The sequence below is a fragment of the Ktedonobacter racemifer DSM 44963 genome, assembly GCF_000178855.1.
Classification (GTDB): Bacteria; Chloroflexota; Ktedonobacteria; order Ktedonobacterales; family Ktedonobacteraceae; genus Ktedonobacter; species Ktedonobacter racemifer.
In genome coordinates, this window is record NZ_ADVG01000004.1 from 1,325,814 (window position 1) to 1,348,150 (window position 22,337).

19 protein-coding genes are annotated in these 22,337 nt (G+C 53.0%); 11 read left to right on the forward strand and 8 right to left on the reverse strand.

Annotated features, from left to right (window positions below):
• The first annotated feature begins 210 nt into the window (after positions 1-210).
• On the forward strand, positions 211-1,056 hold the full coding sequence (locus KRAC_RS47485) for a sugar phosphate isomerase/epimerase family protein (RefSeq protein ID WP_007919588.1): 846 nt from the start codon (positions 211-213) through the stop codon (positions 1,054-1,056).
• A 111-nt stretch (positions 1,057-1,167) separates the two neighbouring features.
• Here KRAC_RS47485 and KRAC_RS47490 read toward each other — a convergent pair whose 3' ends face one another.
• Complete coding sequence (locus tag KRAC_RS47490; protein WP_007919590.1) at positions 1,168-1,992, reverse strand: SDR family oxidoreductase; 825 nt, start codon at positions 1,990-1,992, stop codon at positions 1,168-1,170.
• A gap of 120 nt (positions 1,993-2,112) precedes the next feature.
• Positions 2,113-2,910, reverse strand: a complete 798-nt coding sequence (locus KRAC_RS47495; RefSeq protein WP_007919591.1) for a GNAT family N-acetyltransferase — start codon at positions 2,908-2,910, stop codon at positions 2,113-2,115.
• A 283-nt stretch (positions 2,911-3,193) separates the two neighbouring features.
• Here KRAC_RS47495 and KRAC_RS47500 point away from each other — a divergent pair, with 283 nt between their 5' ends.
• Positions 3,194-4,162 (forward strand): GNAT family N-acetyltransferase, encoded by a 969-nt coding sequence (locus KRAC_RS47500; protein ID WP_007919596.1) that lies wholly within the window; start codon positions 3,194-3,196, stop codon positions 4,160-4,162.
• On the opposite strand, the gene KRAC_RS47505 is transcribed toward KRAC_RS47500, so the two are convergent.
• The 3 genes from KRAC_RS47505 to KRAC_RS47515 form a co-directional block, all read right to left on the reverse strand.
• On the reverse strand, positions 4,159-5,403 hold the full coding sequence (locus KRAC_RS47505; protein WP_007919598.1) for an MFS transporter: 1,245 nt from the start codon (positions 5,401-5,403) through the stop codon (positions 4,159-4,161). The genes KRAC_RS47500 and KRAC_RS47505 overlap by 4 nt on opposite strands.
• 105 nt (positions 5,404-5,508) lie before the next feature.
• Entirely contained in the window at positions 5,509-6,348 is an 840-nt protein-coding gene (locus tag KRAC_RS47510; protein ID WP_007919599.1) for a helix-turn-helix domain-containing protein, read from the reverse strand.
• Between the two features lie 269 nt (positions 6,349-6,617).
• Positions 6,618-7,580 (reverse strand): class I SAM-dependent methyltransferase, encoded by a 963-nt coding sequence (locus KRAC_RS47515; protein ID WP_040447299.1) that lies wholly within the window; start codon positions 7,578-7,580, stop codon positions 6,618-6,620.
• A 347-nt stretch (positions 7,581-7,927) separates the two neighbouring features.
• Here KRAC_RS47515 and KRAC_RS47520 point away from each other — a divergent pair, with 347 nt between their 5' ends.
• On the forward strand, positions 7,928-8,608 hold the full coding sequence (locus tag KRAC_RS47520; RefSeq protein ID WP_007919613.1) for a thiamine pyrophosphate-dependent enzyme: 681 nt from the start codon (positions 7,928-7,930) through the stop codon (positions 8,606-8,608).
• A gap of 77 nt (positions 8,609-8,685) precedes the next feature.
• The gene (locus KRAC_RS47525; protein ID WP_007919615.1) at positions 8,686-9,585 is read left to right on the forward strand and encodes a transketolase family protein; all 900 of its coding nucleotides are present in this window, start codon (positions 8,686-8,688) and stop codon (positions 9,583-9,585) included.
• Between the two features lie 37 nt (positions 9,586-9,622).
• On the opposite strand, the gene KRAC_RS47530 is transcribed toward KRAC_RS47525, so the two are convergent.
• Entirely contained in the window at positions 9,623-10,651 is a 1,029-nt protein-coding gene (locus KRAC_RS47530; RefSeq protein WP_040447300.1) for a phosphotransferase enzyme family protein, read from the reverse strand.
• A 226-nt stretch (positions 10,652-10,877) separates the two neighbouring features.
• Between KRAC_RS47530 and KRAC_RS47535 the strand changes: the two genes are divergently transcribed.
• From KRAC_RS47535 to KRAC_RS47545, 3 genes are all read left to right on the forward strand, one after another.
• Positions 10,878-11,327 carry a GNAT family N-acetyltransferase gene (locus KRAC_RS47535; protein WP_007919619.1) on the forward strand — a complete coding sequence of 150 codons (450 nt, stop codon included), beginning with the start codon at positions 10,878-10,880 and terminating at the stop codon, positions 11,325-11,327.
• An 86-nt stretch (positions 11,328-11,413) separates the two neighbouring features.
• Positions 11,414-12,106 (forward strand): HAD family hydrolase, encoded by a 693-nt coding sequence (locus KRAC_RS47540; RefSeq protein ID WP_007919620.1) that lies wholly within the window; start codon positions 11,414-11,416, stop codon positions 12,104-12,106.
• Positions 12,107-12,212: 106 nt separating this feature from the next.
• On the forward strand, positions 12,213-12,650 hold the full coding sequence (locus KRAC_RS47545) for a hypothetical protein (RefSeq protein WP_157507952.1): 438 nt from the start codon (positions 12,213-12,215) through the stop codon (positions 12,648-12,650).
• Positions 12,651-12,680: 30 nt separating this feature from the next.
• On the opposite strand, the gene KRAC_RS47550 is transcribed toward KRAC_RS47545, so the two are convergent.
• Together KRAC_RS47550 and KRAC_RS47555 are read right to left on the reverse strand one after the other, a co-directional pair.
• Positions 12,681-13,178, reverse strand: coding sequence for a YiiD C-terminal domain-containing protein (locus tag KRAC_RS47550; protein WP_007919625.1), 498 nt, complete (start codon positions 13,176-13,178; stop codon positions 12,681-12,683).
• A 135-nt stretch (positions 13,179-13,313) separates the two neighbouring features.
• Positions 13,314-14,879: a hypothetical protein gene (locus KRAC_RS47555; protein WP_007919627.1), complete on the reverse strand. Its 1,566-nt coding sequence runs from the start codon at positions 14,877-14,879 to the stop codon at positions 13,314-13,316.
• An 802-nt stretch (positions 14,880-15,681) separates the two neighbouring features.
• Here KRAC_RS47555 and KRAC_RS47560 point away from each other — a divergent pair.
• The 4 genes from KRAC_RS47560 to KRAC_RS47575 all read left to right on the forward strand — a co-directional run bounded on the left by KRAC_RS47560 (position 15,682) and on the right by KRAC_RS47575 (position 22,316).
• Positions 15,682-16,179, forward strand: coding sequence for a hypothetical protein (locus KRAC_RS47560; RefSeq protein WP_007919629.1), 498 nt, complete (start codon positions 15,682-15,684; stop codon positions 16,177-16,179).
• 1,350 nt (positions 16,180-17,529) lie between these two features.
• Positions 17,530-18,327 carry a hypothetical protein gene (locus KRAC_RS47565; protein WP_040447302.1) on the forward strand — a complete coding sequence of 266 codons (798 nt, stop codon included), beginning with the start codon at positions 17,530-17,532 and terminating at the stop codon, positions 18,325-18,327.
• Positions 18,328-18,450: 123 nt separating this feature from the next.
• Positions 18,451-20,580, forward strand: a complete 2,130-nt coding sequence (locus KRAC_RS47570; protein WP_007919632.1) for a hypothetical protein — start codon at positions 18,451-18,453, stop codon at positions 20,578-20,580.
• A 98-nt stretch (positions 20,581-20,678) separates the two neighbouring features.
• Positions 20,679-22,316 (forward strand): serine/threonine protein kinase, encoded by a 1,638-nt coding sequence (locus KRAC_RS47575; protein WP_007919633.1) that lies wholly within the window; start codon positions 20,679-20,681, stop codon positions 22,314-22,316.
• The last annotated feature ends 21 nt before the right edge of the window (positions 22,317-22,337 follow it).

Genomic DNA, 22,337 nt, shown 5'->3' on the forward strand with positions numbered 1-22,337 from the left:
CATGTTATAGTAGCCCAGCCCACTATCTTCTTACACGAAAACCAACGTCACTGCCGTGACTAGCGCTACCGCGCTCAGGTTTTCGATAGGCAATACATAGAAACGAGTTGATGCATCGTTTATTCCTCTGGCTTGAAACACAAGCAGCCTTAGATGCGCGTATAATGAAGTAGCAAAATATCGACGACGCTGAAGAAAGAGGTGTGTAATATGAAGATTGCCTTTAGTACGCTATCCTGTCCCAACTGGAGCCTGGAGCAGATTATCGCGACTACTCAGCAGCTTGGTTATCATGGCCTGGAGTTGCGTGTGCTGGACAATACTGTGTTAGAACTTGAGCGTGACAGTGTAAAAATTGGGGAAGCGGTCAAGCAGATACGTGATGCCGGGCTGGAGGTATGCGCCATCGACACATCGTGTACGCTCAATCAGCCTACTGAGGAGGAGAGACAGGACCAGATCGAGGGAATGCGCGCCTGGATCGGACTGGCAGGAAAGCTACATATACCCTTGCTCCGCGTCTTTGGTGGACAAAACAAAGCTGGCAACGCAGCCGAACCCTCTGAAGAAGAGGTAAATACCTTGATCGCTGAAGAGCTAAAGGCTGTGGCTGCGGAGGCTGAACGGGCTGGCGTTACAATAGCGTTAGAGACGCATGACGCCTTTTCATCAGCCTATCGCGTCGCCAGAGTACTGAACAAGGTGCAGTCGCCCAATATCGCGGCCCTCTGGGATAGCATGCATACCTACCGCGTCGGTGAGACATCGGAAGAGGTGATTCACGAGTTGGGCTCACGGATCGCCCATTACCATGTCAAGGACGCGGTACGCACAACGGACAATGGCTGGGAATTGAAGCTGTTGGGCGATGGCGAGGTACCCGTGGCCGATCAACTGACACAGCTCAAGCTTCTAGGCTATGATGGTTGGATCTCGGTAGAGTGGGAGAAGATGTGGCATCCTGAGATCCCCGAGCCAGAGGTCGCGCTCCCCGAACACATCTCCTGGCTATCCACATTCCTGCCCACACTCGAGAGCATCCGCCTGGAACAGTAGCACATCTGTAGCATCACACCCACCAATCATTATGGTATGCGCTCCCCTGACTGGTCAGAGGGAGCGCATACCATAATGATTGATATCTTTAGTGATTGATATCTTTTTAGATTAGACACCGCTGAAGGCTGCGAAGCCACCATCAATGGGAACTACAATGCCGGTGATGAAAGCAGCAGCAGGGCTGACGAGCCAGAGTAGTGTACCTACGAGATCTTCGGGTTGACCGTAGCGTCCCGCGGGGGTATGCGAGAGGATGGCCTGGCCACGCGCGGTGGGCGCGCCCTGCTCATCTGTCAGCAGAAAACGATTCTGCTCAGTAAGAAAGAAACCAGGAGCGATAGCATTCACGCGGATACGCGCATCGTACTCCTGGGCCATATGTACAGCCAGCCACTGCGTAAAGTTATTGATCGCTGCCTTGGCCGCGCCGTAGGAAACAACACGTGTCAGAGGGCGTAGCGAGGCCATAGAAGAGATATTAACTATGCTTCCGTGGCCCTGGCTGACCATAACACTCCCAAAGACCTGGCATGGAAGCAGAGTTCCCTGAAAGTTGAGGCCGAAAACGGTATTGACGGCCTGCTCATCCAGTTCAAAAAAGGACCGCTCGGGTGAGACGGTCGCGGCTGGCTGATTGCCTCCCGCACCATTGACAAGGATATCGATGCCGCCAAAGCGCTGCTGTATCTGTTCGAGAGCGCGTTCCAGGTCCGATTTGCTGGTCACATCACAGGCGAGAGCAAGGGCCTCACCGCCATTGGCCTTGATAGTACGCACAACATTCTCACAGGCCTCCAGGCGCCGACCTATGACGACGACGCGTGCGCCTGCTCCGGCTAGCCCCTGGGCCAGCGCACTCCCCAACACACCACTGCCACCCGTGACAATGGCGGTCTGTCCATTGAGCGCAAATAATGAAGAGAGATTTTGCATAAGATAACCTCTTAGCTCTTATTCCAGAACCCAACGTCACTCTCGTGACTAGCGCTTCGCCCCCATTCGGGGACCACATGAATGTGGCACGGCAAGCGCTCAGGATTTCGGATAGGTAGTTTACTGATAAACTTTGAAGAGACAGATCGTGCGAAAGCCAAGACGCTGGTAGATACGCTGGCCCTCGCCCGAGGCCTGTAAGACACCGATAGTATAGCCCACAGCCTGAGCATCCTGGAGCGCAGTCAGTGTGAGCGCTGTACCAATACCACGTTTACGCGCATGAGGAGCGGTGGCTACGGAGTAGATACCCGCGACCCCGGCATTCAGGAAGACAGCACTCGTCGCCACTGGCTCGCCGCGCCAGTAACCAAGAAAGAGGCGCAAGGGACCATCCTGGCTTAAGGCTACAGCTTCAACACGCTTGTAGAAGAGATGGACATTGGTATCTGGTGGTTCAAAGACCCGCGAGACGGCCTGGGCAAACTGCTCTAATTGCTGGGATGAGCTCACACGCTGGATAGAAAGGTCCTCTGGCGCCGTTACAGCGCGTGGTAGAGCGCGCAGGTCGGCTATCATCCCCTCATCCACCTCTACGGCATCCAGTCCAGCCTGTTCCAGGTAAACGCCCAGGTTGCCTGGCTGGCTAGCTGGTCCAACCCACCAGGCAACAGGCAAGCCACGCGCGGTGAAGTAGGAGATAGCTTCCTGTGTACGTGCCTGAACCTGATTTACATTTAATTGAGCGCGACAGATATAGTTAAAGGTATCCGAGGCCACGCCAGAGTCCACGAGCAGGAGATCGCCTTCATCCACTACTCGCATGCCAGGGGTACGCGCAGCAAAGTAGGTCAGATATCCAACCGAGTTGGCTTCCATGGCGGCATTAAGCTCTTGCGCTGATAACTCTTCCAACATTCAGAAGCCTTTCCTAAGCAGATCTGGATTTATAATATCTATACAGGCTATACAGGACTTCTCGCCACTGCGTGGCTCGTGGGGTTAGTGTGGTGTGGGTGGAAATGCCGCAGGCATTTCCACCCACACCACACTAACCCCAAAACGTTGCAGACGCTGAGAGTGCCTGACGAAATGAGCATATTCTGGCGTTTACTCTATTAGAGACCACTCAGGTTCAGAGTACAATAGAAAAGAGGTGGGATAGTTGTTGCTTCCTTTGTAGCAGAAGAAAGGCCATTCTATGGACATTCGATTACGCACCCTCAATCCAAACCAGGACTATCCTCGCCTTGCTGACCTGCTGAGTACAACGGAGCTTGAGCCAGTCAGTCCAGACATGCTCCTCGCACGCCAGCAAAGTGCTCCCCCCGCTCAAGTTCAACATACCACACTTGCGATCAGTACACAAAATAGCGTGCTGGGATTTTCGCAAATTCTGCATAATCCATGGGTGCATAGAGGTCAATTCTGGATCTCTATTGTCATCGATCCCGCATGGCGACGGCGGGGAATCGGTAGCGCCTTGTATGACCATGCGCTCGCATTTCTGGACACACAAGAGGCCAATCTACTTATCACCCAAGTGCGCGATAATTCCGCTCCCGGCCTGGAGTTCGCGCTCCACCGTGGCTTTACCCTGACCAGCTATACCCTGGAATCCTGGCTCTATCTCTCTGACTTCGACTATGCGCGCTTCCATGATTTCCCCGAGCACCTGCAAGCCTCTGGCATCCAATTCTTTACCCTGGCTGATATAGAGGCGACAAATGAGCACCAGAGATGGCTATACGACTTACATCGGCGTATTTATGAGACCGGCTCAAACTCGGCTCACAAGAAACGCGTCTCTATCTCCTCATTTCATGACTTTCAGCGCATGCTCTTTCTCGCGCCCTGGTTTCGCCCAGAGGGCCAGTTCATTGCTGCTGATGGCGAACGCTGGATGGGCACAGCTACTGTGAGCCATTACATAAACTGTAACTCGATGCACAATACATTTACAGGCGTTGAGCGAGCCTACCGAGGCCGAGGCATCGCGCTCGCGCTCAAGCTCCTTGCCATCCGCTACGCCCGCCAGCGCCGCGCCGACTATATCCTCACACGCAACGATGCCGAGAATGCCGCCATGCTGGCAATTAACCGCAAACTGGGCTACCAGATCAAGGGTGGATACTTTAGTCTGGCCTGCCGCATTGAATTTGCGCATTAATAGCGCCTAAGGGGCGTCAAAAGAGCACTCAGGCTTATAAGCAGGCAGAGGCTCCCCAGAATGACCCCAGCTAGCGGCACTCCAATACGCTCGGAGATCCAGGTTGTTGAGATAGCACCTAAAGGAGCCAGAGCATAGTGAATAGTCCAGAAAGCAGAGGTCACACGCCCCAGGAGGGGTCCAGGCGTAATCTCCTGGCGCAAAGAGACAGAACAAATACTAGCCAGGGTACTGGTAAACATAAAACATACCCCAATAAGCACAAGCCACGAAAGGTTAATCGCCAGTCCCATCAAGAGAAGAGAGAGACTATTCAAGATATTGCCACCAATCCAGCAGATGGCAAAACCCAGGCGCTTGCGTAGAAATGGCATTATCAAACCCGCGAGGATAGCACCAATGGTCGCCAAGGCAAAGACGAGGCCTACAGTCGTATAGCTCTGCCCCAGATCATGCTTTATATGAAAAATAAAGATATCTGTGATCGCCGCCGTCAGGGTTGAGAGAAGTGTTAACAAGATAGTGATTGAACGCAGAGCTGGCTGTTGCCAGAGAAAGCGCCACCCAGCCAGGAAGCGCAACCAGAGGGAAGGCTCAAGCTCTTCTTGCTGAATAGGCTCGGCTGTTCGCAACCGTACGAAAAAGAGGGAGAGAGCCGAGAGACCAAAGGTCAAGGCATCGATTGTGATAGCACCTGGAGCACCAAACTTACTCACGACAAGACCCGCCAGGAAGGTGCCAACAATGGACATAAAGGCATAACTGGCTTCCAGCCGACCATTGGCCTCTGCTATATAGGTGGAACCAACCAGCCTGGGTACGAGCGCCATATACCCCACACGGAAAAGCATTCCCAGGCAAGAAACCAGTGCTGTAACGAAATAGAGTACTACCAGGCTCGGCCCTATCAGCCACCAAGAAAAAGGAATAAGCAAATAGCAGAGCATACGTAATATATCGCAAGCTAGGAGTAATCTGCGTTGCTCAGAGCGATCTACAATCACGCCCGCAAAAATACCTGTCAGCACAAAACCCGCACTGAAGATAGCCGTTACCAACCCCATTTGGGCCACCGAACCGGTCGCCTCCAGCACGAGAAGTGGAAGCGCGATACTGGAAAAGGCATCACCAAAAGTGGAGCATATCTGTCCAAACCAGAAAAGGTTAAAGGCTGAATTACGCCATAGACTCTCGCGCTTTTCGGGGCTAAGCTCGCCTGATTGAGTGGAATCTTCCGCCATCGTTTTTACATCCCTGTCTGTGTGAGCAATACAATTTTCCCGTAGGTCAGAGCTTGCTCGGACTCTGTAGCCATGGAGTCCAAGCAAGTTCTGACCCTACATAATTTATGATTCGAAAGGGGCGCCACAGTTGAAGCAGTAGTGGAAGTAGGTGAGGCAACGAGCGCCACAAACGGAGCAGGTCAGGGCCTCCTCCTGGTCGCCTAGAAGCGCGCTGGCTTCTTCAGGAATAGGAGGCGTGCTTTCAGTGGTCACGCCCTCCTGGTTGAGTATGCGTAACACCGCTTCACGCACGCTATCTAGCTGCTCAGTACGCAAGACATCTCGAAGCACGTGGGCAGCGATACCTTCACCTTCACGGATAAGGCCTAAGAGGATATGCTCAGTGCCTACAAAGGAATGTCCAAGACGCCTGGCCTCATCGACGGCGTATTCGATAACTTTTCTTGAACGTGGTGTCAAAGTTCCTTCGCCAGCGGATGGTTTATCTCCCTTGCCAATAATAGAGGTGATTCGCTCGTGTACCTGCTCCAGACTTACGCCTTGCTCGTGTAATACACGCCCTGCGATGCCTCCTTCTTCTTTTATCAAACCAAGCAAGAGATGTTCAGTGCCAATATAGTTATGATTGAGACCAACCGCCTCCTTTTGGGCCAGGGCTAAAACGTTACGAGCGCGCCTGGTGAAGCGCTCAAAACGATCATGCCCACCTGGCCTGTCCATTAACCTACGAATAAAGCCTGGAAAGCCGCCAGGCTCAGCGCGCTCGCCTTTGGCGGGAAGGCGCTGGCGCTGCAAGTATCGCTCCAATTCTGTTTCGGTAAAGCGAAACTCATTGCCTACGCGGTAGGCCGTGATCTCCTGGCGATTGACTAGGCGGCGAATGGTAACGACATCTACCTTGAGAATGGCGGCTAGCTCATCTGAAGTGAGTAAAGGGTCCATAACAAACCTCGCTTTCTGCTAACTTCCTATCACTATGAGTTACTTTGCATTACTATAAAGTAATTACCATTACTTTTGAATACTTGTCAAGGCTTTAAGAATACAAAATAAAAATATCTTAGAATTTGACCTTCAGAATAATTTTTCGCGTCTGTGACGCTTAAAAATAGGGTGTGTAGAGATAATGTGTGTGTGGGCTATAGCTCACACACACATTATCTCTACACACCCTATTTGGTGTGATTTCTTGTAAATTCGTCTTTATTTCACTAAATTTCGCCCATCGCTTCGGCGAGGGGCTGTGATTCCTGATGCTTGATTGCTTCTTCCGCAACCTGGAAGGCAACCTCTTCGAGTTTGAAGGGTTTGAAGCCCCAGACGGTTAGCATATACCAGAGGGCGCGGAAGTTCTCGGCGAGCATCTCCTGTTGCATGCGCTCATAAAGAACCTGGAACTCTTCATCAGTCGTCAGATTACACTTTTTAAACAGGGGCAACAAACTCATGAAGCCGCTACGCCAGTTCTCATACTGGCTCTGGTTAAATGTGGTGCCATATGAGAAGTCAAAGGCGTGTGGGCGATGTTGAATTTGCTCGCATCCTGCATCATGCAAAAACTCGCCCAGCAGAGGTGTAATGCCAAAGGAGCGGCCATGCGGCGAGAAACCATAGCCCAGTTGATGAAGCGCCATGGCTGCGAAGCACATCAACTCTTCCAGGGCCTGGCTATTAGACGTTCCCATATCATCTGGCTCGGTCAGGCGAATAATGCCACCGGGCCGTACAATACGATAGAGCTCTTCCACAACCTGCGGCCATACATCACGCATGATCACGCCAACCATAAAGCGCGCATTGACTAAGTCAAATGAGTTATCAGGAAAAGGTAACGACTTTAGCACGTTACCTTCCATAAAAATAGCGTTCTCTCTGCCCTCAGTCTGTGCCTGAGTATGAGCGTACTTGATCATACGTTTACTGACATCCAGTCCAAGCACCTCAACCTCAGGATATTCGTATGCCACATTCAAGACCCAGCTTCCTGGTCCACAACCGATATCGATGATACGCCCGTAGCCTTTAGGGAGCTGATTATCGAGTTCAGGGAATAGTCCCCCCATTCCCTGAGTAACAAGTCGATCCTGGTTCATCAGGCGAAGCATCTCCGCTGTATCCTCAGGATCGAGCGCATACGTATCCTCGCGTTCTCTCTGGTGAGACTCTCTGCTCATTTCGGACACTGGTACATATCTCCTTTTTCGTCGCTTTCCGCCCTATAGCAACGTTCCCTTGCCCATAAACACACATGTATGGCTGCTTTCCGCCTATGGCATCCATACATTTTACGATGAGGTGCATAGAAATGTTTAAAGCACTCCTATTTACCATACTGTGCTTAGTATACATTTACACGCATTTAAACACAAATATCCTAACAATAGGGTACGTTGTTTCCTATCTGCTACGGAGCAAACGCTTAAACTGCCCAATGGGACAGGAATAATCTGCCCTTCAGGCCATATATGCAACGGGTCTACGTGCGCTACACTTCAAGCACATGAAAGCGAGGATAAATGCTATGGATACGACAACGTCAACCACATTGGATGAGGTAAAGCAGCTCATGCGTATGGCCGTGGGTGATGAGAAACACGATGTCAGCGCCCACTCTACACTCGATATACTCTGGGTGTTATATGACCGTGTTTTACGTTATGTCCCTGACAAGCCAGAGGCAAAGGAACGCGATCGCTTCTTACTCAGCAAGGGGCATGGACCACTAGCTCTATACGCCATTCTAGCTGCGAAGGGCTTTTTCCCTACCACGGAACTGGAACGCTTTGGGACGTGGGAGGGGATTTTAGGGGGACATCCTGACCGCCAGCAAGTGCCGGGGATAGAGATCTCTACTGGCTCACTGGGGCATGGGCTACCTATGGCGGTAGGAGTGGCCCTGGCGCTACGCGCGAAGAAAGGCGAACAACGCGTTTTCGTCCTCATCGGCGATGGAGAGTGTAATGAAGGCAGTATATGGGAAGCGGTAATGCTGGCTGGGCAGCTTAACCTGGCAAATCTGACCTGCATCCTGGTAAATAACCACTCCAGCCTCTACAACTTTAGCGACCTGGAAACAAAATTTAGCGCCTTCCACTGGCAAACTACCAATGTTGATGGGCGTAATCATGAGCAGCTTTACCAGGCATTAAGCATGACCGCTACCACGCAGCCGCACGTAATCATTGCTGATATCGCCCGGTGAGCTAATGCAGCAAATACGAATACGTACTATTTGAGAGGCAGAAGAAACAAGCACTAGAGCGAAATGGATAAAGAAGAATGACAACAACACAGAAATTAAGTATGCGCGATCAGATGGTCGCCACAATAGCCGAATTATTCGAGCGAGACGAGCGTACAGCCCTGGTCCTGGCTGCGGTAAGCGCCACACAATTCGCACCTATCTTGCAGCGCTATCCCCAACGCGCACTAAATCTCGGCATTATGGAACAGAGCATGATCGGCGTTGCCGCGGGCTTTGCCCTGGAAGGCTTTATTCCCTTCGCGCACACGATTACTCCCTTCCTGGTTGAAAGACCACTTGAACAGCTTAAAGATGACTTCTGTTACCAGGGACTGGGCGGTAACTTTCTCAGCATTGGTGCCTCCTACGACTATAGCACCGACGGTCCGACACATCATGGGCCTGCGGACGTTCCGCTGCTCATGCAGCTTCCGGATATGCAGATCGTGGTTCCTGGTACGGCTCACGAATTAGATCAATTATTGCAAGCAGCGTATGCTAATGGTTCGCCCACATACTATCGCACATCGGTCGCTGAGCACAACGAACATCTGGATATCGAGTTTGGAAAGCTCAAGGTTATCAAGCAGGGGAGTCAGGCAACGGTGATCGCGGTTGGCCCTTCGTTGGAGTACGTGCTTCCAGCGGTCGAGGGATTGGATGTAACGCTGCTCTACTGTACAACGGTCGCTCCTTTCGATAAAGAGACCCTGCGCGCTTATGCTAGCAAGGGAGAGATAGTCGTGGTCGAGCCATACTATGAGGGAGCACTTGTACCAGGCATTAGCGCGGCGCTAGAAGACATGCCTACACGCATTAAGGCTATTGGTGTTCCACGCCAGTTCTTACATCGCTACGGCACATTAGAGCAATACAATGCGGCACTCAGACTTACACCTGAGGAAATACATCGGCGCATCGAGCAGTTTCTATAAGGCGTGATGTGGCTGCGTGCCAACGGCGCGCTTATGGTTAAAGGTGCAAGTATGCACGCAGCTGCTCGGCGGCCTGTTTGATCTCACGCACAAACGCGGAGCGGGCTGGGACGCCTCGCGGCCACATCGCACCTAAGAGTGGCTCAAGCATATGGATAGCGGTAAAGAGGCGTAGACGTTCTTCGTAGTGATCGGGTAAGACGCGAATCTGGGCATAGCCGTTGAAGAAGGCCTCACGCAGGGCCGCCTCATTTTCGCGACCTTGCAGGCAGAGGAGTGCAATCGCCATATCATAGAGATAATAGCCAAACTGGCATTTCTCAAAGTCAATGGCGCGTACCTCGTCTTTATAGAAGAGGTAATTAGTGGGCTGAAAATCGCTGTGAATCAATCCATAGGCTGTCTTATTTGTTGTCAATTGGTTAAGCATGTCCTCTGTCTGCTCAAAGAGCACGGCAAAGGTCGCGGCATCGCGTCCCGAGAGCTTGGCCTTGCCACCAACCTCGGTCAGCTCAGGCTTGACTAACGCCTGCCAGTCCCAGCGGGGTCGCTCAAAGTCAGCGGGCAGCATATAGTTCTCCGCGTGCTGGTGCAGGCGCGCCAGAAACATACCTGCGCGCTCCAACCGACCAGGGCTAAGCAAGGTTTCGGCGAAACGCCCCTCTACCCAGCGAAAGAGGACACAGCGTGGCGTCTCGGGAATATCGGCAATACATACCTGGATCAGCAGCGAGCCGTCGCGCATGAAGACCGGCTCTGGCACGAGTAGCTCAGTATCGCGTCGCAAGGCCAGCAGCCAGCGTAGCTCTGAGAGAATCGCCTCTGGGCTCACCTCCTCACGGCCATAGAAACGAAGGATATATCGCGCCTTCTCCAGATGCATGCTCAAGCTATCTTCATTAAAGACGCGCCTCTGGGCAGCGACCTGAAAGAGGGTATCCACACCGGCATTAATCAAACTTAAACGCGCATTTCCGATATCATAGTAGGCAAGCGCCGCCTCAGCCAGCTCGCGCAACCGCCGCACACGCCCATTATAAGTTAATTCGTTTATCGCAGTCTCCATCCACCTTGACCCATACAAACTAGCCAACACAGTTTCAACCTCAAATATATTACCATACTTCGTTGCCGTTACAAGCGCTTTCAGCCAATTCTACTACCTCAATCCCACACAATAAAATAGGTCTTGATCCTTTTTATTGGTGGGGTGCAAAGGGGTATGATACGATGAAGCATAGATATCCTGGCGATATTCGTTTGAAACATACTGAGTAGAGATAGGTTTTCACATGCCAACTATAACCTTTCAACTGGTTACCCTCGATACTCTGGATATCCTGACAGGGTTCATGCGCCAGTTCTATACTCATTTTAATTACTCTCTAGATGAGAGCAAGCTCGCCGCCGTTGAGCAGCTTCTTCAGAAACCTGACTATGGGCGCATCTGGCTTATCCACTATGATCAGCAGACCGCAGGCTATATAATTCTGACGTTTGGCTATAGCATCGAAATGCATGGGCGTGACGCTTTGATTGACGAACTATTTATTGATGAGCAGTATCGAGGCAAGAAAATTGGCGAGCAGACGATCAAGTTTATAGAAGAAACCTGTAAGCAAATGGACATGCATGCACTTCATCTTGAGGTGGAACATGAGAACATTGGGGCACATCGCCTTTATCGCAGGCTGGGCTTTGAAGAGCATGAGCGGCACTTTATGACCCGGTGGCTAGAGTAAAGCAGATCCACACTCTGGCCTGCTCGCTCCCTGTGTTATATGATGGATGAGGAAATCAGATAAAGTCAAATATTAGGAAGAGACATATGCTAAAAGCAATTATTTTTGATTTTGATGGTCTTGTTATTGATACTGAAATGCCAGATTTCACTTCCTGGCAAGAGATTTATCAGGAGCATAACGTCACCTTTGCGCTTACGGACTGGCTGCCCCTGGTTGGTACCGGACCCAGCACCAGCCCCTTCAATCCCTATGATTACCTGGAAGAGAAGAGCGGCAAGAGCTTTAACCGCGAAGCCCTACGTATGCAGCGCATGAAGCGGCATCATGAGCTAATTGCCAGCCAGCCTGTGCTTCCGGGCGTCGAGGCGCTTATACGCCAGGCAAAAGAGAAGGGTCTCCTGCTCGCTGTCGCTTCAAGCTCCACACGCGCTTGGGTCACAGGCCATCTCAAAGAGCGGAATCTCCTGCACTACTTTGATGCCATCGCCTGTGGTGACGAGGTGAAGCATGCCAAGCCCCAGCCCGATGTTTACCAATCAGCGCTGACCCAATTGGGAGTACAGCCACATGAGGCAATCGCCCTCGAAGACTCGCTCAATGGCATGCGCGCCGCGCGAGCCGCGGGCATCTTCTGCGTGGTCATCCCCAACGAGCTCACCAGGCATTTCGACTTTTCCGGGGCCAGCTTGCAACTCAACTCGCTGACAGAGCTTTCGCTTGAGCATATCCATACGCTCATAGCCAATATCGAGACCATGACTTTAGAGAGCCACTAAAATAGCATTCATAATAATGCTGTATTAGCATGTGTAGCTTTTTACGACGCTTATACTGGATAGGAATATGGGTTTTGTGGGATGGTGGCTGGAAGGGTTCGTACATATGCATATTCCCGGTGACGTAAAGCTATTTCTAGTACTGCTGACAATTGCTTGCATCTTGCTCTTTGTGGTTACGCCCCTTAGTATAAGTTACTGGCGTCTCGCACATGCTTCGCGAGACGCCAGGCCATCATTGAGAGAGGCCGTCGCCATCCTTGCTGGCATGCTCACGGGAGATATCGCGGCCCTGGTTTATGATCATAACCAGGCAAATGTCTTCTTCGGCGCTCATCCCAAGCTTGTTCTGGTTCTACTCCTGCTTATCAATCTCCCTGGCCTGCTTTTCCTCTTCGACTACTGTGCAAGCTATTATCTTCTAACCAGGCGAACAGTGTGGACTCGGGAACGCCTCGCAAGGTTCAAGAAAGCCTCCCCCTTGCTACGTATGCCACCGCTTTTTAAAACTCCACCACCTGTAACCAACAAATTTAGACTATAGGAAGTCAGCGTAGAACAGGCGAAGGAGCCATTAGAAGATCAGGTTACTATTGTAGGGCGAGTTGGAGTTATGCTGCTCACCATCGTTGTGTACCACATAGCGACCGGTGAAGGAGACAACGGTGGTTGTGCCTTCCACAATATCAACCTTGAGTTCCAGGCGTCCTCGGCCTCGCCTGCGAAGCATACGCACGAACTGTTCAATACTCTGCTGCTGTGGGCGAGCACATATGGTTACGAAATCCTGCGTCACAGGTGCGAGATAGCGACAACTACTATCTTGAATGACAATCTCTCCAGCCAGCTCCAGCTCTTGCATAAGCAGCCAGGTCATACCCCAACCAGTTAGAGTGAGAAGGGCGTTTAAACTACCTGCGAATACAGTACCTGCGTGGTTGACGTTGGCAGTCAGGGGCGCGGTAAAGCAGAGGCGCTGGCCATCGTAGGTATCGACCTTCAGACCTAGCTGCCTGGTAATAGGGATGTGGGTCCAGAGCATATCCTGTAATTGGGCTAAACGTTCTTGCATCTTTTCCAACCTTCTCCGTAACAAGGTGTTATTGTTCAGTTATAGCAGAAATAGATATATTTGCAAAGCTCATATAGCAGTATAACAGGTTCTCCTGAGGCCTCTCCGGCATACATGCACGGAGGTTCCTGTTCCTCACCCACCGTTTCCGGCCTCTCCCGAAGGAGAAACCGGCTCTTGGTGGAGATAGGCAGGACTTTTCAGCCGACGCGCTCTGGCACGGGCAGCTTTGCCAGAAGCCGACACGCCCATGCTTCGGGGGAATGGCTCCCCTTCATTCGCACGTTGTTGAAGCTCCTCCATCACGGCTTGCAGGCGCGGCTCCGCACCTTCCCAGACGTGCTGGGTGATGGAGGGTGTTGTTTGCTCAGGTTCCAGGTGGGCAATCAGGAAGGCCGAATACAGATCACGCTGCACTGGTCCCAACCCGCACTCACAACGGTGCCAACGCTCAGATCGTGGCTTCTTGTGATACTGTCGACACTGATGGCAATATTGAGACAGTCTGGTCTGGTAGGCTGAGGCTTCGTGCAGGGTGCCGCCAGTTTTTGCAACTATGCGAGTCAAATGCGCTACAAACATCCCTGGGGCGCGAAGTCCGATGCTCCGACCATACTGCTTCTGCCATCCTTTGAACGAGGTTTTCTCTATAGTGATCGTGTTCCCCACCGAAGCGATGCGATGAGCCAGATTGCCATGCAGACTCTTGCGGTGTGCGGCCAGCCTTCTTTCGGTAGTGGCGTGTTGTCGCCTGCTCGCCTGGTATCGCTTACTCTCCTTCCAGGTTCGGCGACCTTTTTTTACACGTCCCTTTTCGTCGTAATTGTTGGGATTCGTGGCGCGTCTTTGCCGGTCCATCTTGCGCTGCAACCGGCGTTTTTTGCTGGCATTGGGGGAAAGCTCCTGGCAGAACGTGACCAGGTCCGCCTTTGCTCGACGAGGGACAAGAGCCAGTGTCGATGGGCCAATATCCAGGCCAATCGTGTCTTTCCCTCCCTCCTCATGCTTCGGTTTGACGAAGGCATGGCCCTCTAAAACCAATTGCACGGAATAACGATTGCTGTCTTTATCGGCTCCCTGTGCCTGTGGTGAGGAAGCTTTGCGGCGAACCAGGCGCACATACTTGATCTTGTGGCGCATGCCATGCTGCACCACTGGATCTCGCCAGTCGATGATGGCTGGGATGACCTCTTGGTTCCAGATCAGGAAGCCGCCATCGCCCGCATTGGGATCACACACGAAGCGCAGGCCGACATCGTTACGTTTGCCCTCCACGCTATCGATGCCACGTCCCTTGCTGCGGAAGCGTACGCGTGTGGCTTTCCCAACACAGACCCGATTGACCGCCTGATAGGCGCGAGTCGCAAGGGTTTGAGCCATGGTGCTCTCGATGTGATCAGCGATCCACGAGACACGGGCACGCTTGGCATACTCGTGTAGCTCGTATTCCGAGAAGTGATACTTCTTGCGTAAGGCAGAAAAAGCCTGAGCGCGTTTCTGTTTGTGCGAGCGTGGGAGAGCCCGCGCCTTGTTCCATGCCGGATCATTGCGCATGCACCGGAGCCGCTTCATGGCTTCAGCAAGCAGAGCGTTGTAGAGGCACCGAGCCGCTTCCAGGTGCGCACGTACATGGCGTTCCTGGCTCCAATCGACCTGGAGAGGGAGTTCAAGAAGAAAGGTCGGTGTTTTTGTTCGCTTCATGACGTGCGTTGCCTTCCAATGCAGAGTATCTCTTCAGAAAGAGAGGGGACTGCTGCCCGTCCCTCGTGTCTTTCTCCACGTTCACATGCCTACACAGCTATTCCAGTTGGGCAGGCTTCTTCCGGTCACTCGACGACGTACCGTTCGGAAATGGCTTCGTGAGAAACAACTCCGTGCTCTTACGTGAGGTCGAAGAGGAGGATACCATATCCGGCGCTCTGACTTCAATGAGCTTCGCGCGCAAGCGTGAGACAAGAAAAGACGATGATCTTTCTTCATCCTGTGGAGAACACAGTGCGAAAGAAGAGCGATGCTTCCTCTCCACCCACCCAGCCCGAAAGGAACGCCCATTCATCCCCGCCTTAGAAAGAGCGGGGCTTTCTGGGCCGTTCTCTGTAAGGGTCTGCGAGCCTTCGCGCCTACGGTGCTCACAAGGAGAAAGGTGTGTGGTATGGAGCTATCGCAGGCAGTTCCACACCGCATCTTATACAACATTTTTAACATGTGTTAATCAGAAAATAGACTAAAGCGAAAAAGCCTTGATTTATAACGTTCAATTAGGTAATGTGTATTTGAATACACTACTTTGATAGTTTTATGGAGAGAGTCTTATGAGCTTCAAAGACATCCGATTTTTGGATGTCTGCCAGCAGAAAGGAGGATGGGATATAGAACGAGGAGAGATTGAACAATTGCTATATCGATGACAGGCTGTTATCGATAGCACAAGGGAGCAGAAGATGCATCCTTCGCCGCTTTACATGTGATTGTAAGCACTACCACCCAGACAAGGAGCACCAGTATGCAAAAAGTGTCCCTGCGCAAGGTTAAAACGCCGATGAGCTATATACAGGACATCGACGAGGAGGTAATGCACTTCTCCTTACAGGGGCTTCTGCCGCCTGGCCATACACTTGCGTTGAACACGACACTTGGCACGCTTTCCCATCTCGTCTGTGAACAGGATCGCCCACATATGCTGATGGAACAGCAATTTACCACCAGCGAGATCTGCGTCCTGCTACCCCTGTTGGAATCTTATCCGTATTATTGTCCTTACGAAGTGCTGCTCGCCAGTTTCACCAGTGGTCGTGTCACTGAAACGACCATTGCTCGTTGTCGTGAACGCCTGCAAGAGGCTCAAGAGGCAGGTGTGTGGGACCAGGAGATGCGTCCTGTGCGCAATGTGCTCTCGCGCACACGTATCAAAACACGCTCCTTCGGCATCGAGATTTCATCCATTTTAGAAACTGGCTACATACTCATGTATATGCTAAATCGGAGACGCGCAGAAATTTAATCCGAAACTGGCTACATACTCATGTATATGCCAAATCGGAGACCGCAGAAATTTAATCGTATGCTGTTCGACTAGAAACGTACATTGTAGTACAAAGTCTATACAAGCTACTTCCATTTCTAGCTTTCTACGCGCGGTGCATATACCTGCCGGTACCCCGGGCTGGCAGGTATCGGTTCACAAGAAATGTATGCGCTTCACAACGCCAGGTGTGGTTTTTACACGTGGTTATCTCCCTCGCTACCCTTCTTCCCTCCCCCAACTATTATTAGTGCAGGTGTTCTTTTCTTGAAGTGCTATGGCATGTGAGCAAGCTCCAGTGGCCAATCGACTATAAAGTATGGCTGTCCTGCCGCGCCACCGCAACCCACCCAGTTCGCTCGCTATTGCGGTGACGCAACAAGTACAAACCTCGGAACAAATGAAACATCGTCCTTCTCCAGAGTAACACATTTCCAAGCACAATTCCAGCGAAAAGTATAAAAAATTTATAAAAAATGTGCGTTACATTTATACAGAAGATTGGTATAAGACATTGCAAAGCTTATACCAAAAGCTTTGTAATGTCTTACTGAAGACTTCTCTCCACTACGTGGCTCGCAGGGGTTATATGCTGCGGTGGGGCAAGGCCTGCGGCCTTGCCCCACCGCAGCATATAGGGGGAGTTTAGTGATTTTGATGGCTTATCCGCAAAGAAAAGATAGCAGGGTTCAAGCTGGCCTGTTAAATAAGGGTGTGGAGCGCGGGTGAAGGCTCTCGCCTTTCCCATCGCACTATATAACCCCCAATATCGATAAGGGTATGGAGCGCGGGCGAAGGCTCGCGCTCCATACCCTTATTACCTGCGCCGCAGGCGCGATAAAGATGAGAAGACAGCTAGGAGATGACAAGAAGCCGGACACCCTATACTTCATCCAGGTGCAGTGCAAAAGAGTGCCTGTCTCCTTGTTCGCGCAGAGATAGGTGCTTACGGAGTATTGTCAGCGTATTGCGTTCTCGTAGGGATACCGTGCCAGGCCCTCAAGCGAGGGAGAGCTTCCACGTTTGTTCGCGTTCATGCTCACCTGGACTGCGACCCAGGAAGAGCTCCGTTCTCACGGATGACTCTTCATCGATGGGTGGAGATGCAAGGGTCGCGCGCGCAATGCAGAAGGCCACTCTGTTACACGGTAGAAGACGCTAGTTACCTGCAAGGTATGCCAGGCAGCGAGGCCGCGTGGTATAAGACGCGGCAAGGGGTAGAGAGCAGTCGCTATGGGAGGTCATAGCGCGCGGCTCTCCCGCCCTGGCTGCGGGGCATTAGTACCTTATCCAATGGGGATTGGCTGTGTTTTCGAAGGGAGTAACCTCGTGTTTCAGTTGCAGCTCTGGCGGGTGCGGGGGATCAACGCCATTCGTGTCTGCTTCGGCCTCACCTGGCTGGTCAATGCCTGGTTTGCCTGGCAGCCTGGTTTCCTCACAGCGATGACGGTACATGCCATGGCGACATTGCCTGGCCAGCCCACGTTCATTCAGAGCTGGATACACCTCTGGGTGTCCATCCTTAGCATCAATCCTGCCTTCTTTTCCGGCCTTATCGCCTTGTTAGAGACAACCATCAGTCTAGGTCTGCTTGCAGGCACCCTGACCAATGCGATCTGCCTGGTGGGAATTGTGCTCTCGCTCTTTCTCTGGTCGACGGCTGAAGGCTTTGTGTTGCCTTATAACGTCATCAGCCCCGGCGCGATGCTGACGTATACCCTGGTCTTTCTTGGCCTCATCGTCGGAAACGCGGGTTATCCCTTTGGGCTTGACCGCTTCCTCTGCACGTGGCTGGGACGCTGGTATTTTCTTTCATCCGCATCCAGCCAGGTGATTCACAAGCCACAAACGCAATTTGATTTACAAGATCCATATAACCAGGTACTCTGGCTTCCCCCACGCGGCTCCGCGCATATGAGTACACAAGTAATGCCCGCGACTCGCGCCTCCAGGCTCTCAAGAGATGAAACGGGTCACACAGACCAGGCTTTCGAGACATACAGTAGCAACACACAATCGCGCTTAAACGCCATTCGCGGACAACGCCTCTCGCCCTTACATATAGATCGACGCGAACCTCGCTCACATGACACACGCGCACAAACACCTGGACCTATCGCTCACTAACATGCCCGTTAATATGCCCATTGATATGTCGTATGGCATTTCCTGGTTCACCTGGCATTGCCAGTTCAGCGCCTGGCTGTCCGTCTGAAGAGGTAGACAGCGAGAGAAGTGGAGTAGGTAAGTATGTCTTCGTACCAAGACTCGGCTCGATTTGCCAATTCGCGCCCAGTAGGAGTATTTAATCCAGCATCTGGTGCTGGCTTTATGCAGTCGCTCAATGCGCCAGACAACAAAGCGGCAAGCTCTGCCCAGGAGAGCTTTACCTTTACTGGCGAGGCCCTGGCTCGCGATACCTGGGGCGAGCGCTATGGCTTCTGGATTGTGCTCTGCTTTACCCTGGCCTTTGCGCTCTTCCTCATCGTCATGGTCCTGGCGGGAAATGTACCTGGCAAGAGCTTCCCGCTCAAGAGCATCTCTGATATCATGCAATTTGCCGGAGAATGCATTGGCCTCTTCTTCTGTGTACGCGTCGCCCTGCGTCTACGGCGTGTCACACGCCATCTTAAGCAGGAGCTAAGGCAGAAGGAGGCCTGGAAGCATAGTCCCAACGAGACGGCGCAGGCCCGCGCGACCTACCAGGCCGCTCAACGCGCCTTCCTGGCCTGGACCTGCCTGGCCATCGCTATCGCCCTCTACGCCAGTGGCCAAGCCGTCTGGACCAGCTATGATGTACGCATGAACTCCGCTGATGTGCCTTTTCCTGGCCTCTATGATATCGGCTTCGTCGCCTGTTACCCCTTCTTCCTGCTCGGCACACTCCTGCTCACACGACGTAATAAAGCGGCAGTGGGGCGTGTGCGTCTCCTGCTTGATGCTCTGGCGGTTATCGGGGCCGCACTGGCTATCTCCTGGTTCTTCCTGCTCAATCCCTTGATCGCAAGCCTTGCCCAGCAGCCAAGTCAGGGCGCGGCCTTTCTCTCGGTCTATTTTCCGACAGGCGATCTCTTCCTGGTGGCAGTCGGCGCGCTACTGATGTTCAGCCCGCTCTCGAATCGCGATCAGCAGTCTGTTTTTATGCGCCTCTGTCTCGGCTTGTTCTGCCTGGCTGTGACAGATAGCCTGCTCGCCTACTATTCGCTCTCGTTCAGCTTCAACACCGGCACCTTGCAGGATGTGCTCTGGCCGCTGAGCATGGCCCTCATTGGCCTGGCCGCTATCGAATATCCTCTAAGTATCGCACGCGGACAGGTGCAGCAGGCCAATACACAGAACGCTCGTATTGTGGTAACCTCGCTCTCTGCGCGCAACCAGAACTCGCAGACGGCAGGTATCGCCCAGGCCATCGCACCCTTTATCCTGATCCTCCTGACCTGTGCCCTGCTGCTAACGGTTGTGGCCCCTAAAGGTGGCCAGATTCTGATGCAGGCTGACCTGGTTGCCCTCGGGCTGGTACTCATTATCATCGTACGCCAGGCACTGACATTGATTGAGAATAACCGCCTGACCATGCAGATGCGCGGCGAGCTGGTTATCTCGCGCCGCGAACTCCAGGTGACGCGCCGTGAAGCGGACGAGGCCTCGCGTAGCGCACAGGATAAACAGGTGCTCGAAGAGGGTATCACACTCTTGAGAGAGGTGCATGCGCGCGTAGCCAGGGGCGATATCGCGGCTCGCGCACCCACGGTTCCTGGACCCCTACTCCCAATCGCTATCAGCCTGAACCTGATGCTTGACCGCCTAAGCTCGCTCTCAGAACGCGGCTCTCGCTATGATCGCCTGGTACAGGACTGTCGCGCGCTCCAGCAAGGGATCGAGCGCCTGACACAGGGCAAACCAGTTATGCCAAATAATCAGCCTCCGGTGAATCATCCAGAACTGCGCGCTCTCTTCCTTGGTCTCAGTCATTTACAGCGCTCGCAGGATAGCCAGCAGCGCCGCCAACAGGGCAGTCTCTCGACCTTAAACAACCTGATGCGTCGCTTCCGCGATTCCATCTACGAGGTTCGCCGCTCGCCCCTCTTTGAGGAGCAAGCTCAGGTAAACTTTGAGCGTATGCTCCTCGACCGCGTCATACGCGAGCTGGATCTGATGGAGCAACAGATTCAGAACCTGCTCGGCAAGAACATCGACGCCCAGGTGCTGACACCTATCTCCATGCCACAGGCATACCAACTGGAGGCCCCGACTCCGTCGAGACGCGCTCAAGAGGCTGTCCCCAACGAGCGCGCTCAACAGAGCCAATCGCCCAATGGCAAGTCACAGAGTCTCTATAATCCATATCAGCGTATTCGTCGTAACACAGACGAGCAGTAAGTAGCCAGTTCGGGGGCAGGTTCTCCTTGGGGGGAAACGAAAACTACCTCCGAGCACCCTGTTTTGTTGATGGGCAGTGCGCAGAAAGGTCGGTCGAGATGGACTCGCGTAGGGATCAGGCGGACTCACAACTCTATTCGCAGCAGTATGCCAGGGAAACCCTGGAGCATAGCTCCCCCTATCAACGGCATACGAGTGGCATTCGCTCCTCAGGTGTTCGCGAGAACGCGATGTATTCTTGCCTGGGGCAAGAGACGCATCCAATGCAGCCCGGCGAGATGATTTGCCAGTTCTGCGGCCACCTGGCGGCGGGCGCGCAATTGGGTATTTACCAGGTGCAGCGTTTTCTCGGCAGTGGGCGCGGCGGTCATGCCTATCTCGCTATCCATGCGCGCTCCAAACAGCAGGTCGTGCTCAAGTTGTTTCCGCCTGATCCTATGAGTACGCCATTGTGGGAGGAGGCACGCCAGGAGGCCAGGACCGCTGCCGCGCTCAACCATCGCTCTATCCTACCCGTCTTTAGCTGCACACACTGGCAACCAAACGGCCAGCAGGCTCCTGGCAAACCCTTGCATGAACTGATCACAAAGTATAGCGCCAGGGACCAGTATCTGCTCACGCTGTGCCAGTATACCCATGCTAACCTGACACAGTTTATCGCATACTATGAGAAGCGCGAGGCGCAACAGGCATTAAAGGCGCGTGGCATCTCGCTACGTAACCACCTGGTGACGCTTATCCAGCAAATAGGTTCGGCCCTCAGTTCCGCGCATGCACGTAACCTTGTCCATGGCGCGCTCCTGCCAGGCAACATCTTACTCGATGGGCGTGATCGCCTCTGGATCGCAGATTTTGGCCTGGCGCGTCTACACCCTCCCTTTGAACCCTACCTGGCCCCTGAGCTACAGGACGTGGTACGTAGAGGAGCGCAAATCGGCCACTGGCAAGACTTCTGGCGGGCGGTTACACCCGCCAGCGATCAGTATATGCTGGCGCAGGTCTGCGAGTTGCTCTTCACGCGTTTGCTCTCCTCTGAAGAGTATGAGAAGGCGCTGCCGGTCGTACGAAACGCTGCGCAGGCACAACCGGAGCGCCGCTTCTCCAGCGTGGATGCCTTTCTTCACGAACTGTTGCCACAGTTGCGCTCCACCTCGGGGACGGCCTTCCCCACCACAGGCGCTAGCAATCCAATGCTACCACAAAGCGTTAAGACTACATCAGGCAGCAATCCAGTCCATGCTCCCCTGGCCACGAGTGCTTCCAGTTATGCTAGCTATCAGCGGGGAAGCTCGCCAGCGCAGGTACGAGCTACTACTTCAGACAATCGCTATCTGCCATCGACCCTTCCTGGCAGCGCACCCTCGTCACCAGAGATTGAGCAGTATCAGAAGATGATGAACTATGATCTTGCCGCTTCACTTCCCTCCTCACCTGTTGACGAGTGGGAGAAAAAGGGCGACAAACTATTTACCGCTCACGACTTCGCGGGGGCTGTGCGTGCCTATCGCCAGGCCCTGGCCCTGGATAACTATCGTTCAACGCTCTGGCTCGCGCTGGGCGACGCCCACTTCGCGCTTGAAGAGCACAAAGAGGCCCTCTCAGCCTACGAAAAAGCCTTGCAGCTCAATCCTAACGACGCGCAAGCGTGGTCGAACCGTGGCACAGTCCTCGACGTCCTGGGGCGCAGGCAGGAGGCCCTGGAATGCTATGAACGCGCGGAACAATTGGAAGCGTAATGTTTTGTGATCTAGTGACTT